Source organism: Butyrivibrio sp. AE2032 (assembly GCF_000702965.1).
The window spans coordinates 2,305,820-2,322,277 of sequence record NZ_JNLF01000005.1 but is presented as its reverse complement, the minus strand read 5'-3'; the positions used below and the strand labels follow the sequence as shown (position 1 = coordinate 2,322,277).

Annotated in this window: 11 protein-coding genes; 2 read left to right on the top strand and 9 right to left on the bottom strand. The window is 48.5% G+C overall.

Going from position 1 to position 16,458, the window contains the following annotated elements:
* Nucleotides 1–200 precede the first annotated feature (200 nt).
* The 4 genes from BO18_RS33740 to BO18_RS27995 form a co-directional block, all read right to left on the bottom strand.
* A complete protein-coding gene (locus BO18_RS33740) occupies nucleotides 201–1,154 on the bottom strand; it encodes an alpha/beta fold hydrolase (RefSeq protein ID WP_051689233.1) in 954 nt (317 codons plus the stop codon).
* Nucleotides 1,155–1,323: 169 nt separating this feature from the next.
* Nucleotides 1,324–1,812 (bottom strand): cytidine deaminase, encoded by a 489-nt coding sequence (cdd, locus tag BO18_RS28005; RefSeq protein WP_255350996.1) that lies wholly within the window; start codon nucleotides 1,810–1,812, stop codon nucleotides 1,324–1,326.
* Nucleotides 1,813–1,859: 47 nt separating this feature from the next.
* Nucleotides 1,860–3,491, bottom strand: a complete 1,632-nt coding sequence (locus tag BO18_RS33735) for a DUF4097 family beta strand repeat-containing protein (RefSeq protein ID WP_051689232.1) — start codon at nucleotides 3,489–3,491, stop codon at nucleotides 1,860–1,862.
* On the bottom strand, nucleotides 3,488–3,835 hold the full coding sequence (locus BO18_RS27995) for a PadR family transcriptional regulator (RefSeq protein ID WP_034451215.1): 348 nt from the start codon (nucleotides 3,833–3,835) through the stop codon (nucleotides 3,488–3,490). The genes BO18_RS33735 and BO18_RS27995 overlap by 4 nt, the downstream gene beginning before the upstream one ends.
* Before the next feature lie 256 nt (nucleotides 3,836–4,091).
* On the opposite strand from BO18_RS27995, the gene BO18_RS27990 reads away from it, so the two are divergent.
* On the top strand, nucleotides 4,092–6,077 hold the full coding sequence (locus BO18_RS27990) for a right-handed parallel beta-helix repeat-containing protein (RefSeq protein ID WP_034451213.1): 1,986 nt from the start codon (nucleotides 4,092–4,094) through the stop codon (nucleotides 6,075–6,077).
* 776 nt (nucleotides 6,078–6,853) lie between these two features.
* Here the strand turns inward: BO18_RS27990 and BO18_RS27985 are convergent.
* Genes BO18_RS27985 through BO18_RS27965 form a run of 5 tightly spaced genes read right to left on the bottom strand, consistent with a single transcriptional unit; the run spans nucleotide 6,854 to nucleotide 13,715 of the window.
* Nucleotides 6,854–8,965, bottom strand: coding sequence for a hypothetical protein (locus tag BO18_RS27985; RefSeq protein WP_034451211.1), 2,112 nt, complete (start codon nucleotides 8,963–8,965; stop codon nucleotides 6,854–6,856).
* Between the two features lie 33 nt (nucleotides 8,966–8,998).
* Nucleotides 8,999–10,453 (bottom strand): TIR domain-containing protein, encoded by a 1,455-nt coding sequence (locus BO18_RS27980; protein ID WP_034451209.1) that lies wholly within the window; start codon nucleotides 10,451–10,453, stop codon nucleotides 8,999–9,001.
* Nucleotides 10,450–11,802: an AI-2E family transporter gene (locus BO18_RS27975; RefSeq protein WP_034451208.1), complete on the bottom strand. Its 1,353-nt coding sequence runs from the start codon at nucleotides 11,800–11,802 to the stop codon at nucleotides 10,450–10,452. The genes BO18_RS27980 and BO18_RS27975 overlap by 4 nt, the downstream gene beginning before the upstream one ends.
* 15 nt (nucleotides 11,803–11,817) lie before the next feature.
* Nucleotides 11,818–12,828: a CPBP family glutamic-type intramembrane protease gene (locus BO18_RS27970; protein ID WP_034451206.1), complete on the bottom strand. Its 1,011-nt coding sequence runs from the start codon at nucleotides 12,826–12,828 to the stop codon at nucleotides 11,818–11,820.
* Complete coding sequence (locus BO18_RS27965; protein ID WP_034451205.1) at nucleotides 12,828–13,715, bottom strand: prepilin peptidase; 888 nt, start codon at nucleotides 13,713–13,715, stop codon at nucleotides 12,828–12,830. Before BO18_RS27965 ends, BO18_RS27970 begins: the two co-directional genes overlap by 1 nt.
* Nucleotides 13,716–13,987: 272 nt before the next feature.
* Between BO18_RS27965 and BO18_RS27960 the strand changes: the two genes are divergently transcribed.
* A complete protein-coding gene (locus tag BO18_RS27960; RefSeq protein WP_034451204.1) occupies nucleotides 13,988–16,369 on the top strand; it encodes a glycogen/starch/alpha-glucan phosphorylase in 2,382 nt (793 codons plus the stop codon).
* Nucleotides 16,370–16,458: the final 89 nt, after the last annotated feature.

Genomic DNA, 16,458 nt, shown 5'->3' with positions numbered 1-16,458 from the left:
CGGCTTGTTTTTAATGCTTATTTACAAAGTGTTTTTGCGTTATATACACGCAATTAATCTGTCATGTTCCCAGGAACGCCTTTACGTCCCCGGCGATCCTTTCTGCTTCAAATTCGTATACGTAATGTCCGTACTCGAGCTGGACATATTTACCGTTTGCCGAAGCTGTTTTGTATAGCGCACTCCATTGTATCCCTGTATCAGTCAGCAAGTCCTGCCAAAAAACTTCTCATCGCATCTTCACACTTACCGGGTTCATTGATGTAAACGGAATGTCCGCAGTCGAGCTGAACCGTTGTGACATCAGTGATCTGAGCGGCATAGCCGTTCTCAAATTCAATCCATCCTTCCGTTACGGTCCCGTCTGAAACAATTAAAAGTGTAGGAACATCAGGAATTGCCTGGCTCTCGATAACCGTGCGGTCATGAACGATGTAGTTTGCCTCATTTGCAAATGTTTCATTCGAAAACCTGCTGCAAATAAGTGCCATTGCGCTCTTTGCTTCCTCATCCGTATAACCTTCAGGGATCGAAGAGCCTGCAACAAGTCTTGCGATCCCCGCATCCCTTACCACTCTCATCCAAAAATATGATTTGGATTCCGACGCTATCTGCTTCTCGTCATACATATCGTATGCGGCAGGGACTGCCATATCGAGACCGATTATCGCTTCCACTTCTTCAGGGAAGTTCTGCGCCCAGTAGACCGTCTCAAGTCCCGAATAGGAGTGCGGGCAAAGGATATAAGGTCCTTCAACGCCTGCCTTGATCAACGCTTCCCTGTCCTGCTCAACTCTCGTCTTGACGTCTCTTGATCCTTTAAAACCATCACTGTAGCCATACCCGAATTTCTCGATGACAACAACTCTGTAATCCTTCTCAAAACGGTCAATGAAATTCTTGTAATTGATGATCGGTGCACTGTCTCCCGAACCTGCCATGAATACCAGTGTGTGTTCGCCTTCACCTGAGACATATATACTCATGTCGTGACCGTCGACTTCCACCTTCTGTCCGTAAAGTTGGTTTTCGAGCAAATCCTTTTCGGAGGCCGAACAGATCCTGTTATATACGAATGTTCCGGCCAGGAAAACAACCAGGACCGCAACGATTCCGAGTATGACTTTTCCGATTACTTTCAATGCTTTTTTCATGTTATTTCTCCAAAAAATTACAGCCGGACAAATGCCCGGCTGCTTTTTTCTTAAACTTTCCTTTATTCCGAATCCTTATTCCCTGTTTTTCGGAGGCAATCGCCGAGCTCCCCCGAAAACACATCCAAAATCTGATCTCGGGGACATATGCTTGCACCTCCGATCTAAACTAACTGAGATTATCCGGACCGAAACTTTCCGGAAGGAGTTCACCTAATGTGAATTCCTTATAGTCACCGGCACTTTTGGTCAGGTATATCTTGAAAGAAGGTTCGCAGAATTCCCGCATCACCTGCCGGCATACGCCGCAAGGTGCGCAATACTGCAGCTCCCCGTCCCGCTTGCCGCCTGCGATCGCAATGGCAGCAAAATCCCTGTATCCTTCGCTCACAGCTTTTGCTATCGCTGTCCGCTCAGCGCATATGGAGGGGCCGAATGCGCTGTTCTCGATATTGCAGCCGGTAAAGACTTTACCGTCTTTCGTGAGGACCGCACTGCCCACGAGGAAATCCGAATATGGAGCATAACTTTCAGATCTCATGTCGACCGCCTTTTGGCAGAGACCGGAAATTGCATTTGCGTCGTTCATCTTTGAAGCCTCCTTAGAAGATATACCCTGACCATGAGTCAAGTGGCTTATGTCTATCCCTGATTCCATCCGGTGCGGCACCTTACATAAGATGCCGCCACCATCAGGAAGATTGCTTATCTGATCTCAATATTGCCTGCGTCGCACTCTATCTTGATAGTGCCTGCGCCTGTTCCTTTTGAAGTGTATGACTTTGAAGAAACGTTGCCGCCTATCTGGATCGAACCGAGATCGATCTCGCAGTCGATATCGTAAGAATCAATGTCTTCCACGTCTCTTACTACGACGTTACCGAAATCCGTCTCAACCTCAAGGTTCTGGAACTTTGTTGTTCTGATCTCGATGTTGCCGGCATTGGCTTTGAGCTTCATTACTGCTACGTCTGAGTCGCGGACTTCGATGTTTCCTGCATTTGAATCGATCTCGATCTTTGCGAAATTGCACTCTCTGAGGACGATGTTGCCTGCATCGAAATCGCCGTAGAAGTAATCTGCAGTAAGTCCGTTGATCTTTACGTCGCCTGCGTTGACGTCCATCTCGATCGAGCTTAAATCAACGTCAGTTCCGAGTACGATGTTAAGTGTGGGCTCGTTGATGGAATCTCCGATGTTCCATGTAAAGTGTGAGCCGCTCTGTGTAATAACAAGCTTGCCGTTCTCAAAGCTTACTTCAGGCTTAAGTTTTGCGTTGCCGCTGTAGTCAACGTTGATGAGTCCTGAACCTTCCCGGACTTCGAAATTTACGGAGCATGCAGCAAGGTTCATCTTGATGGAATCGATCTCATCATTCTTGCCGGAGTTGTCGTCCATTACATAAGTTGTTGCGACTGTCTCACCGCTATCTCCCTTGATGAATACGCCTGTGACGAGCGGGATCGCAAATCTCGTGAAGAATGTGAGTCCTACTACGACTGCTGCAACGATCGCGCATATGATGATGGGGGTCTTATTGACTCTTCTGTCAGACTTCGGAACGAATTCCTCGCTCATCTTTCCTGCTTCATTGAGCTGGAGAAGTCTGTCGTAACCGTCCATCTTTGTGTTAGCGGATGTAATGAGGAACACGCCGACAGCTACGAAAGCAAAGAACATTGCTGCTCCGAAATCCGAACTGACGTAAGGGATCTTATCGAATATGATCGGATTCAATACGCTCAGGATGCAAAGTCCGATACCAAATGAGGACATAAGTCCGTAAGAATGCTTGAAGTGCTTGCGCTCGTTTCTTACATACTCTGCGCTCTCAATGCTGAGCGAGCATTCTTTTTTCCTGACTTCGGCAAACTGCCTGTACATTGAACCGGAGAAGATGAAGAGTCCTACTGCAGCTGCGATCGATATAAACATTGCGCTGACTCCGAAAATATCTTCCGGAAGACCCAGTGCCTCTGCAAGGATGACGAAACCTACGCTGAAGATGCAGAGTGCGATTCCCAAAGGAGTGAGGATCGATCTCTTGCTCATCATTGTGATGTATTCCTTTACTCTGTCCATAGAGAGCATCGGCTTGTCTTCGTCGGGATTCTCTGTTACGGCTTCCTGGATCCCCAGTGACTCTGCGAGCTCATCGAGATTACCGAACTCTGAGATTACGATGCCGACTGCCTCGTTCTCCGTCTTGCCTTCGCTGATCAGCTCCTCATACTTGTCTTCCATCATCTGGAGGAGCTCTGATTTGGCTCTCCTGACTTCTTCCGTGTTAGGAAGATTGCGGAACATATTGTCCAAATAGTTTCTTATAGCGTTCATACGTGTCTCCCCTCATCTGCAATAAACTTTTCTATAACTTCCTTTGTGAGTGTCCACTCCTCACACTTGGCGCGGTAATGCTCCCTGCCGGCCGGTGTGATGCGGTAGTATGTCCTCTTCTTTCCACCTGCGAGATCATCATCCACGAATGATTCGATGAATCCGTTCTTCTCCATTCTCGTAAAAGCTGAATAGAGCGTGGTCTCTTTGATGATGTACTTGTCTTCGGACATGAGGCGGATCTGCTTTGAGATCTCATATCCGTAGGACGGGTCAGTCAGAAGCAGATATAAGATAATTATGTCGTTATATCCTCTGATGACGTCGCTGCTGATCTCTGCCATAATCTATCTCCTTCCATTTATTACGACTGTCGTTGCTACGGCTGCCGTTGCTATGACTGTCGTACTACGTCTGTCGTGGTAACTATAACACCGCCCGAAAATGATGTCAACAGGAAATCCGAAAATAGTCAGTTCTCTTTTCGGGACCACCCTGAAAGCTTTGCAACACTTATATCCCAAATCTTTATATACATATTTCCCGCGCGTTGTTATATTAAGTCCATATTCAAAAAAAATTGCGAAAAGAGGTACCGCCATGGAACTTTACGTAGACATCAGATTCCTTAACAACTCAGGTGACGGCACAAAGGAAAAGCCGTTCGGGACCATTTCCGAAGCAGCAGCGATCGCTAAAGCAGGCGATACGGTCCATGTGGCACCGGGTGTATACAGGGAATACGTTTCACCCGCAAACGGCGGTACTGAAGACGCGCGCATCACATATGTCAGCGACGAACCTTTAGGAGCAACGATCTCCGGCGCGGAACAGATCTGCAACTGGAAGCCCTACGACGGTGACGTCTGGGTATGCAGAGTCGATAACAAGATCTTCGGCGACTATAACCCCTACACGACTTTCTGCTACGGCGACTGGTATTTCGCAGGCAAGAACAGACACGTAGGATGCGTCTATATCAACGACAGAAGACTCTACGAGGCCGCTTCGGTCGAGGAAGTCATGAAGGCCCAGATCTACAAGTGCTCCTGGGTTCCCGAGGAATCAAAGTACAAATGGTATGCCGAAGACGAAGGCACAATGACGGCCATCTATGCCAATTTCGGCGGTCTTGACCCGAACAGCGAGATGGCGGAGATCAATGTCAGAAGAATGTGCTTCTTCCCTGCAGAAACCGGCAGGAACTATATCACCGTAAGAGGCTTCAAGATCTGCAAGGCAGCCACAAACTGGGCTCCTCCGGCGGCATGGCAGGAAGGCATGATCGGCCCTCACTGGTCAAAGGGCTGGATAATCGAAGACAACGAGATCTATTTCTCCAAGTGTTCCGGCATCGGTCTCGGCAAGTACTTAGATCCCGAGAACAACCACTACTTCACATACCAGCATCTTAAGAGCCCCACGCAGATGGAGCGCGACGCCGTATGCAGAGGCCAGTATCACGGCTGGCTCAAGGAAAACATCGGCAGCCACATCGTAAGACGCAATAACATCCACCACTGCGAACAGGGCGGCATCATCGGCAGAATGGGCGCTGTCTTCTCCATCATCGAAGACAACCACATCCACCACATCAACAACATGATGGAATTGGGCGGAGCCGAAGTTGCAGGCATCAAGCTCCACGCCGCAATCGACGTTGTAATGAGACGCAACCACATCCACCATTCCGTAATGGGCATCTGGACAGACTGGGAAGCCCAGGGCACGCGTATCACGCAGAACCTTCTCCACGACAACCAGAGACCGGCTTACGCTGCTCCTTTAAACGGCGGCATGGGCAGTGAGGATATCTTCGTAGAGGTAGGACACGGACCCACGCTCATCGACAACAACATTCTCCTTTCCGACGCATCTCTCCGTATCGCAACACAGGGTGTCGCCATGGTCCACAATCTCATCTGCGGCGCATTCACGTCCGTAGGCGCAGGCACGGACTGGCGCTACACACCCTACCATTTCCCTCACAGAACAGAGGTCATGGGCTTCATGACGATCCTTCACGGCGATGACAGATTCTATAACAACATCTTCTTCCAGAAGCATCCCAAGGAATCCCTTGTTTCCCGCTTCGAAGACGGCAGGATCGAGGAAGAGGAGCGCGTTGTCGGCACGCACGTCTGGGATCACTACCCGCTCTACGAGGACTGGATCAAGCAGTTCGACCTTGACAGCGACACGCCCGACATGATGAAGATCGCAAGAGCTCATTTCGACAAGCTCCCCGTATGGATCGAAGGAAACGCCTACCTGGGCGGTGCCCTGCACTTCTGCAAGGAAAAGAACTACCTCATGGACGACAAGAGCGAAGTATATGTCAACATCAGAGAAGATGGCGACAAAGCTTATCTCGACACAAACCTCGGAGATGTTATCGGCTCCTTTACCGCTTCCCTCATCGAGACGGACACACTTGGCAAAGTCTTCGAACCCCAGCAGAGATTCGAGGATGCCGACGGCAACGACATCGTTTTCGACACCGACTACTTCGGCGAGAAGCGCACAGATATAATCCCCGGACCGTTCGCCTCACTGGATCTCAAGGATAAGAACGTAGTGCTGTAACAAGCTGAACGCCGCCAATCTGGTTTATTCTTCCTTTTTGACGGTATGACTGGCACTCCCAATCTGAGCGAATACCGCCAGTTCATTCATTCTGGAGGCTTTAGCGGTTGGAAAACAGTAAGATATTCCGACTGCGGACCGCCATTTGTTATTAAAACACTGGAATGGCGGTTTCCGGAGGACAGACGATGGATAAGAAAACCGCCATTCTGCAGAATACGAGCAGAATGGCGGTTGTAAACTGATATTCTTCTTGAAAATATACCGTCAGATTGTTTAAAACATTCGGATTGGCGGTTCGCGAGGTGTTACCTTGGAGATAATCATCAGTTACAGTTTTATAAAGCCACACCAGAATACAAGTTTTGCTTTGAATTACGACTCCAACTTTCTTTTTGCGAATTAAGTCGAAATGCAGAGAGGGAAAATACACCTGAAACGCTGAGATTTTCGACTGATAATTCCTTTTTTTGAGAATAGTCGAAAAATAAAGGGCAATGAATCCGATTAAGAGACCAAATACACCTCTTGAACATCTCAATACAAGAAATCTTCATCGGTATCTTCGACTAAATTATTGCGTTCTTCGATTCAGTCGAAAAAAGTCTCAGAACAAGTCTATAACAGGCCTTCATTTTCGACTAAAACACTAACTTATAAAGAAAAGTCGAAAAATCTGCAGCACCTGCATTCTCACCGTCAAGCCACGACATATTCTTGTTTTGGCGGACAGTCTCTAATAGTGACCGGCCAAAACCACCTCAGGCATCCTGATATCAGTGGTTGCTGAAGACTATTATCTTATCCTTCGGGCCTATCTTAACGTTAAATGCAGTCTGGTCGCCGCCGAAAAGGACGATCCTGCCGTCCTGGTCGACCACACCGAGCACCATCGTGATATTCTGTTTTTCAGGCGGCTGATCCGGGTCGTATGTGGCATTGAAAACGCCCCTTATCAGCTGGTCTGCCGTGCATTCGCGCGGAAGCTCGCCGAAGAAATCCTTCGCCTTCTTTATGTATACTTCCTTGCTCTCGAAAGCGTCGCCGCAGTCGGTATCGTATACAAGGATATCCTGATAGAAATTGTAAATTGCGTCCTTCTCGCCTATCTGCGTGATCATCTTGCTTATGTATCTGTTGCTGATGACGACGTTTTTTACGCTGTAACTGCTTACGACGTCGTGGTGTTTAGGGTCATTGATCTCGGCGATGACGTCGATGCTTCCGACATCGAAATCAGGATCCGCCTCTACCTTATCGTTTATGATGTCCTGTACATAAACGAGGTTCGTGAGCATTCCGGCGTCGATCTCATCCTCGGGAACAAGATCGTCAGACAGTATGAGAACGCTGACGTCCTCTTCATTCATGCGGAGGAACTCATTGATCGAATCACAGATGAGGTCCTTCTCGAAGAGTTCCGCGGCAACGGTCTTTATGACAAACGGATACTGCTTGTAATGGTTCATCTTCTCAAGGTTCTTCTCGTCATCTATTACCACGATGCTCAGGAGCATCTCATCGGAATCCTTGTAGCCCCACTCCGAGATAAAGGATGCAAAGCCATTCATTATGTCGATGCACTTGCTGTTATGACCCAGGATAAGGATCTTTTTCTTTTCGAGCCAGAAATTCCTGTTGATGCTGATCGGAATCCCGGAGAGACTCTTTCTGGACTTCTCATTGATATCGCGCTCGTCCAGAGCCATGAAATACCTGTAATCCCTGCCGTTGTCGTTCCTTATGGTCAGCGGTATGACATTGTCGTTTTCTGCCAGGGTCTTTCTGATGAAGTCCACTTCGTCCTCACCTGATGAAGGCGCAGTGAAGAATGTCGCACCCTTATTGGAGAGCAGTTCGTTATAGACGATATTGAGCTCCGGCATCAGCGAGAACTGCGACATCAGTTCACCGAGGATCTGGTTGACCCTTATCGGCACGATATTGCACTTGCCGTCCACCTGCTTGCTCCTGATGATCTTCTGTACGAGATCCCAAGTCCAGTCGTCGGTGATCTCGACGATTATCCTCTGGTTATCCTCCGAGAAAGAAGCCGAGGTGATGTCCGAAACCTGCATCAGCGTCTTTATGGTCAAGGCATTGCCGTTGCCGTATTTGTCGATCTTCTCGCTGATGTTGTATTTGCATACCGTATCATTGATCTCTTCACCCAGGATTACGACGGCTGCCGCTCTCTGCAGCGAGATGTCGAAAAGCTGCTTCGAAGAGAATACATCTCCCTCCCTTACGATTATCGTAAGTTCATTCTTAAACCTGTGTCTGCGGCAGTAAAGCTTGCGCGACAGGAAGGATCTGTCCATGCAGCTCTCTTCCACCTTGATGTTCTCGCGCTTTACGGTCTCATGGAGGCGCTCGTCTATCTGCCTCTCCACTTCTTCTTTACCTGAGCTTACGAGCACTACGACTCTCTTGCAGGATCCGCTGTAGAGCATGTCGTTTACTATCTCGAGAGCCCTTGAATTCCAGTTGAGGATAACGAAATGATCAGAGATCTGAAGCCTGTGGTTGCCCGCGTTCGAATCTTCGATGAAGCTCGAGATATAGTTGGACATATAACCGATTACGGCACCGGTGAAAGAGATCATGCCGATGATGACGATGATTATGCAGGTGATCGCGATTATCGCATTCTGCGGGCCTATATCCTCAACTACATAAGCAATGCCGCCCGCATCGAGGATCATGTTGACCGTGTAGTACGCGGATTCCAGGAAACCCAGGTGTTCGGTACCCGTAAGCGACATGCGGCTGATGATAAACGCGGACAGAAAGATAAAAAGGATATTGAAGAACAGTATCGACAACAGTACGATCTGTCCCGGATTCTTAGCGAGTCTTATGCTGAACCATTCCTTCAATCTGCGCATAACGGCCACCCTCTATATATAAATTTTCACGGACTAAGTATCCGTCATTCTCTTAACGAGCATCTTCCTTATGTTAAAGAGCTGTCCTGCCTGCTCATCATTTTCGCTGTACATATCAAGTTCGCGTTCGACATCAGTATAATCGGTCTTAAGTTCCTCATCTGATTTGATTCCGTATTTCTTGCACATATCAAGATAACTGATACGGGCTATGAAGTATTCATATGAAAGAGCATTGCGGACGGTAATATTATAACGTGAATTCTTCAGCCATGCGCCTCTGATGCGGATCGCCTTGTTGTAATATGCTTCGGCCTCTTCGACCTCTCCTTTCTCAGCATATACCCTCGCTATGTTATACGTCAGAAATCCTGACCAGATCTGCAAAGCCATATCCACTTTGGAAGTAAGTTTAGAAGCTTCGAGAAAACAGTCAAGTGCCTTTTGAAGGTCTTCGGACTTCTTTTCGTATCCGTACAATCTCAGATAAACAAGTCCGAGATAATCGTAATAGACAACTGCCATCAGAGGGTTAATGTCCTTATGTTCCTCTGCGCGTTCGGAACTCAGATCCCTACGTATCTTTTTGAAACGGGATAACCTTTCCTGGTCACCGATATCCACCGTCTTAGCATTGGTGTATGCCGCCACACAGGATACCAGGTTCCTTGCAAACTCCAAAATTCCCGCATCACCATAGTATCTGATATCGGATCTGTGGTAATTATCGGTAAGTGCATCGACTTTGCTCAAATAATCAGCCGCTGCACGGGTCTTTCCGAATATCGGAAGAAAACCAATCCTTTCAAGGATATGGATACACTTCTCATCGTAATTCGGCAGAGCCTCACACTCCTCTTCCCAATATTTCAGGGTGTCCTTATAAAAATCCCATCCCTCAGTCGCAAGAGAATCCGGTCTGTTGCTGAAGATATTCTCATAATCGATCAGATACTCATCGCGTCTTAACAGGTTGTTGTAGCACGGGATATCATCTGACGTTGTTCCGTAATTTATTGATGATTTGCTGAAAGACAGGAGCTTTTCGATGACACTTCCGCAAACCGAATCAAACGAATCCTCATCAAATCTCTTGATCTCAAGGCTGTGCATATCCGACGGGAGCTCAAAATCCGCCTTGTTAGGATCAAAGTCGCTGAGAAGGATGCACCGTTCTCTTCCTATCTCAATCAGCGCCATTCCAAGCTCAAAAACAACATTCTGCCTCAGTCTTTGCGTTTTCCCGCCGTCCTTGTTGATGCTGAAGTCATCCTCGGTGAGAAAAGCAACACAGAATTCACTCCCCTTAAAGAGCGAGGTAACCTCAGCCAGCAGTTCACATGTCAGGATGCGTTCGTTTATGATCGTGGGCTTTATCGGATATCGCTTCTCTTCGGAAAGCTTCAGTATCCTTTCATTCAAGGCATCGGCATACTTTCTTCCGTGACCGCCGTAGATGATTGAGACATTCTTATAGGCCTGTATCATCTTTTCACCTCTTTGGAGGTCTTCTGTCCATCGTTCTTTTTACCGGCTTTTTCTGCTTTATCCTTGCCGTCATCATCACTTCCGGCATTCTCATCATTCTCGCCGTTTTCCTTATCTTCAGTATCCGAAGCTGCCTTTTTGTCCTTATCCTTCGCGTCATCCTTGCTGTTCATGATGCGGTCAAGAACACCCGAGAAATATCTGCCAAGCGTCTTGTCGATCTCGAAAACCTTGATTGCCTGGATGATGATGATCGCGAGCACGGGTCCCAAAAGGAATCCGGCAGGACCCCAGATGTATACGCCTGCCGCCATGGCGAAGAGCGTGACCAGAGGATGCATGTGCATCGATTTGCCGAGGATCGGCGGTTCTATGAAACGGCGTACCACCGTCATGACGATGAAACCGATGATGATAACCGCCGCGGAGATGTATTCTCCGTGGATAACAAGGTAGATGATCACGGGGATCATCGTGGCGCTGACGCCCAATACCGGCAGGAAGTCGATAAGAGCCGTGACGATGGCGAGTACGATGGCGTATTCGCGGAGACCGGCCAGATAGAATACTATGAACGATTCGGCCGCAGTTATGACGAACAGCACGAGATAACCTCCGAGCACACGGAAGACCATATATGCGAGTTCGTTAAGGAGTGTGAAAACTCGGTTGCGGAATTTGCGGTTCGGAGTATTTTTAACAAAGAACTTCATTACGGCGGGCCCGTCGTTGATGAAGTAGAAACCGCTCAGGATGATGCTGATAACAAAGAAAACGCCATAAGGAAGATTGCCGACGAGCTTCCAGAGCGCTGAAAGCGAGGAACTTATCAGCTGGGGGATGTTCTTTACGACCGTCTGTCCCATGTTGGTGACATTTTCCCTGAGGGATTCGGCCATCTCGGCCGTGAGGAAACCTCCGTTCTCGACACTGAAGCGGCTTATTACCTGTGTATCCAGTACCTCGGCGGGTTTGAATGTCTTTGAAGCCTCAGCTATGGCTATCAGCAGGCTGTTGGCCTGATATACGAGACCGATGCATGTGAGCACTATCAGGATGCATACGAAGATGTTGAGGATAACGTATACGACGAGAGCGGTCTTGGTGTGTGTTGACTTCTTCTTACCCGGTTTGATCTTGGTCGCATCCTTGTCGAAGAGCTTTGAAAGCGGCTTCGCGATAATGACCGACGTCTTGGCCAGAAGGAAACCGATGAGGAACGGCACCAGTATGACCACTACTATCCTTCCCACGTAAGCGAAGGCGACGATTATCGCCACCATTAGGATGAACTTGAGCATCGACATGACCGATGCGCGGTCTCTCCTGTATCTTTCTATGTCATTCATATACAATTATCCCTTTTATATTCTGACCCCGTCGAAAAGAAGCACCCAGAAGACCACACACACTATGATCCCCAGCACAAGTGTCAGATTGAATCCTTTAAAGAATCCTCCTGCCTTGCCTCCGTCCTTTTCATCGGGGAATTCGTTATCGCCGTAAACATCGGCACTGTATGCATTATGAAATTCCCCCAGCGCCTTTCTGAAGAAGGCCAGGAGGATCGCCGCAACGAAGATCGCCGGTACCGACGAATAGAAAAAAGTATTCGGAATATCGCTGTAGACTCTTATGGTCGTAAGATCGAGTTCGCCGACGATGCTCTCCATCAGGATCCCCGTAAATCTCGATCCGAGCAGCGCTAAGACCGGACCGTATATGTTCTCGGTGTTGTTGCGGAGTATGCAGAGCCACATGCCGATGAAGAATATTCCGACGATGTCCATGAAATCAAAGGAGAAGAGTGCGATAAGCAGAGGCACTATGACGTATGCCCAGCGCTTGTTCTTCTCTGAGAAACCCTGCCAGACAGCCCCCAGAAAGAAAAGAGAGATGCCGAATGCGGGAACTATAGTGTCTATGAGGATCGATAAGGCCAGAGTAAGCCCGTTTATCTCTTCAAGGTGGTAAAAAGCCGCCGGGAATACGATAGTGCCGCCGGTCCTGAGCCAGAGGGCGACCAAAAGGTTGTGGCATGAAGCCTTTATCAGATAAAGAGGCGCTCCTGACAGGAATGCCAGTATGAGCGCTCCGATGCCCGTGTATCTTCCCGTTATGTAGAGCCCGCCCTTTTCCGCGATCAGCACTGAAGGCAGGACAAATGCCATCATCACGAGCACCAGCACGATCACAGCACAGCCGATAAGTGATGTGGATGAGAACGGGAATACACCCGAGAAAAGGAATCTCAGCAAAAAGAATGCCAGAGCCATGCCGCATGAACCGAAGAATACCGGATATCCCCAGTTATAAGGCTTGGGATATTTGAATGAGTTAACGAAAAAATCCTTTACTGAACGAAGGACGTCCATCAGAAATACACTCCGAACAGGTTGATCGTCTGATACATCTTCTCAAAGAAGAACGGTTCCATGATGGCGAAAACGGCACATCCCAAAGCCAGGAAAGGTCCGAAAGCCATGTAATCCGGGTCTTCCGCGAAATGTATCTTCGCTTTTTCGCGCTGGATCTTGAGTTTTTCAGCCCTGGGATCATCAGCTTCGGCGATCCTCTTCTTCTCGGCAGCTATCCTCTTAGTCTTCCTTACAAGGAGCGGGACCGCAAAAATGAGAGCGGAGAAGATCGATACATAGATAAGTACTATAAGACCGTAGCATCCGGTGATGAGACCCGTAGCGACCAGGAGCCATACGTCTCCCATTCCCATGCCTTCCTTGCCGAGGAATGTTATCGAAAGGAAACCTATGAGCCAGATGACGCCGCCTCCGACCACGGAAGCTATAACCTTGTTCAATACCGGGATCCACCATTTGACATCGGGAGAGAACCATACCGATCCCTCAAGGACGTCGGCTGCAACCGACAAAAGGCCGCAGAATCCGATAAAAATGGTGAACTGGTCGGGGATTATCCTGTTGAGTTTGTCCGACATCATTACGAGGTTAAGAACAGGAACAACAAGGAAAATTACCGTCAGATGCATGGGTCTGAAAGTATCAATATAGACCTGCTTGCAGAAAAAAACTGCTACACAATAGCATATCGTGCAAAAACAGCATGCTATGAGACCCTCCGGGAAAGGTCTCATCCTCTTGGAAGGCCTGTAATCAGGATCTTCCGGGGTTACACCGTAATCCTGCAGCCATTTATCGGGAAAGATCCCGAAAAGATATGTGATCAGCGCACCTGCGAGCACGCCTGCCACTATGGCAAAAAGATAATAAAATGCAATATTCATAACATTTGAAGTTTAATATACCGTGCGGAAAAATACAAATATATGAAGGGAGCTGTAAATTAACAGTAAATTTCCTTCATTTTTGTTTGATTTCTCATCATGCCGTTGTCAAAAAAACACGCTGAAACAGGGCTTTTCAGGCTTATTTTGGCTAAAAAATCGAACTTATGTCAAAAAATTGCGAATGATACCCAATACTGATAAAATCAGACGTGAATTATCAGGAGGAAGTAGGTGTCCCAAGGATAAAAAAGGCACCGAAGACTTATCAAATGGCAACAATTACAGCAAAAGCTCTCGAACAGATGATGCAGTCACACGTCAGAGCTGAGACAGGTATGAGTCTCGAACAGGCAACACCCCGCGATTACTGGACAGCACTCTCAAAGAGTATCGTCGAGATCATCTCGGAAAACTGGATCGCAACAAGACACAAGTACAATCAGGGCCGTCAGGCTCATTATTTCTCTGCTGAGTTCCTCGAAGGCCGCTCGATGCTCAATAACCTCGTAAACTTAGGCATCTACGACCAGGCGAAGGACGCGCTCGCTTCCTTCGGTCTTGATATCACCGATATCCTTGAGGAAGAGACAGACCCGGCCCTCGGCAACGGCGGTCTCGGACGTCTTGCGGCATGTTTCCTCGATTCATGCGCAACACTCAACCTTCCTGTTACGGGTTACGGCATCCTTTACCGTTACGGCCTCTTCAGACAGGCCATCGAGAACGGCTTCCAGAATGAGTATCCTGACTCCTGGATGGAGCACGGTTACCCCTTCATCCTTCCCAGATACGACAGAAAAGTTAAGGTTCACTATTCCGATATCGACGTTTGGGCTATTCCCTGCGACCTTCCTATAACAGGTTACGGCACAAAGAACGTCAACCTCTTAAGACTCTGGAAGGCTGAGCCCGCTCAGGAATTCAACTTCAACCTCTTCAATTCACAGAGATTCGACGACGCCGTCATCGAGAGGAACAGAGTTCAGGACATCTGGAGAGTCCTCTATCCTAACGACACTTCATACGATGGTAAGGTTCTCCGTGTAAGACAGCAGTATTTCTTCGTTTCCGCTTCACTGCAGGACATCATCTACAGATATAAGAAGTATCACGGCGACGATCTCCACGATTTCGCAAAGTACAACACCATCCAGCTCAACGATACGCACCCCGTTGTCGCCATCCCCGAGCTCATGAGACTCCTCGTTGACGAGAACGGCATCCGTTGGGAAGAAGCATGGGAGATCGTTAAGGAAACATTCGCATACACCAACCACACGATCATGGCAGAGGCACTCGAGAAGTGGGATATCTCCATCTTCCGTTTCCTCTTCCCCCGTATCTACGAGATCATCGAAGGCATCAACAACCAGTTCCGTGCACAGATGTATGAGGCAGGCCTCTATTCCGAGCTCATCGACCGTATGTCTCCCTTGGGCGACGGCAAGATCCACATGGCTTGGATGGCTATCTACGGCTCCCACTCCGTAAACGGCGTTGCAGCCCTCCACACCGACATTCTCAAGAACGAGACACTCAAGGACTGGTACAACATCTATCCTGAGAAGTTCTCCAACAAGACAAACGGCGTTACCCCCAGAAGATGGCTCAGAACCTGCGATCCCGAGCTTGCAGCTCTCATCACAGACCTTTTGGGCAGCGACAAGTGGGTCACCGACCTCGATCAGCTCAAGCAGCTCGAGAAGTTCAAGGACGATGACAAGGTAATGAAGAAGTTCATTGCCATCAAGAAAGCCAATAAGAAGAACCTTTCAGAGTATCTGGAGAAGACAAAGGGCATCAAGCTCAATCCCAACTCCTGCTTCGACGTTCAGATCAAGCGTCTCCACGAATACAAGAGACAGCTCCTCAACGCCCTCTATGCTCTGAACCTCTATGACAGGCTCAAGGAAGATCCGAAGCTCGACATGCCCCCTGTTACGATCCTCTTCGCTGCAAAGGCTGCTCCGGGTTACTTCAGGGCAAAGGCCATCATCAAGTTCATCAACGAGATCGCAAAGCTCATCGACAGCGATCCTGACATGAAGAACAGGCTCAAGGTCGTATTTGTCGAGAACTACAACGTTTCCGTCGGCGAGAAGATGTTCCCTGCAGCTGATGTTTCCGAGCAGATCTCAACAGCAGGTCTCGAGGCTTCCGGTACGGGCAACATGAAGTTCATGATGAACGGCGCCGTAACCCTCGGTACTCTTGACGGAGCAAATGTCGAGATCGCAGAGTGCGTCGGAGACGACAACATCTACATCTTCGGCTGCCGTGCACAGGATATGGCCGCAACAAAGGCTTACTACAACCCGAAGTGGCAGTATGAGAACATCCCCGGCCTCAAGAAGTGCCTCGACAGGCTTGTCGACGGCTCATTCAACGATGAGGGAACCGGCATGTTCAACGACCTGTTCAACGGTCTCATCTACGGCTCCAACTGGCAGCCGGGCGATCCTTACTATGTATTGGGCGATTTTGACGACTACAGAAAGCAGAGAGACCGCCTCTACAAGGATTACCAGGACAACCTCGAGTGGGCAAGAAAGTGCTGGATCAACATCTGCAATTCCGGCAAGTTCTCTTCTGACCGTACGATCAAGGAGTACGCATCAGGAATCTGGAAGATCAAGCCCCAGAAGATCTGATCCCTGCAATAAAACCGATTTTAAAGGGCGTCCTCCGGGGCGCCCTTTTCGCGTCACAAATCAAAATTCCTTAAAGTATTATAAATAAT